The 893-nt window shown below is 54.4% G+C and carries 1 protein-coding gene; it reads right to left on the bottom strand.

Annotated features, from left to right (window positions below):
- The coding region (locus tag ACR6Z4_RS32205; RefSeq protein WP_479721399.1) for a transposase at nucleotides 1-893 on the bottom strand (893 nt) is incomplete at both ends.

Here is an 893-nt window from a genome sequence, read left to right as displayed (position 1 = left end):
CCAAACGGTGTTCAAGTCGGGCGGTTGTAGTCCAACCCAGATGAGCCAAAGGGGTTTAGCTGGGGTGAGGGCAGCGGGATTGAGGCGTTGCAGTTGAATCAACCAGAACGTCTGGTTGGGGACTCGTCGCAGTCGCATTGAACCCCACATCTGCACGTGTAATCGCCCCCAATTAGACTCCTCCACCTCCAATTGAGCATCGGCAGACCACCAAGTGGTGGCATCGTTGAGTTTGAACTTCTCCCCATATTGTCGAGGACGACCTGTACCTTCATAGGCAGGCGGTGGACCATAGAGCACCCGATTGGAGCGCAGTCGAATCAATTTGTCACAGGCAATATCAGCCGTGCCGTTGAGGAATGGGGCACAGCCATACTCAGCATCCCACAGCGAGAGTGGACGAGTCGTGAGTTTCTCACACACCTGACGCAATTGGGCAATCGCTTTGGTAATCGGGCTTTCCGCACTGGTGATGCGCTCATGCAGCAATGGTAAAGCCCAACTCCCCCGCGGCTCTGGAATCCAAGCAATCGTGCTGTACCCTTGTCCTAACGTTACGGGTTTGGCTCCACTCAGCAGAGTGGGTTGATGTTCATACGTCCGTTCTCTTAGGGTATCTGCGTGCCAGCGTGACCATGCCGTATGGTCTCCTGCCATCACCAACCGTTGTTCCGTCGGTATTTGCCCGATGTACAACTCCATCCACTTCAATCGAGGCGGTTCGCTATCCTGCAATGCTTCATACACACTCGACCACTGACGACGAAACACAGGTGCAACCGACAGTTCGGCAAAGGAGGACACACTGTGACTCACCAGCACGGCATCCATCAGATCGAAGAGAGCATCTTTACCATTGCCGATCAGCGTGTAGGCTTTGTGTCGAAATGCCC

This window comes from Calyptranema fuscum S582 (assembly GCF_055793305.1).
The sequence above is the reverse complement of the archived record's forward strand: the minus strand, read 5'-3'. Positions and strand labels throughout refer to the sequence as shown.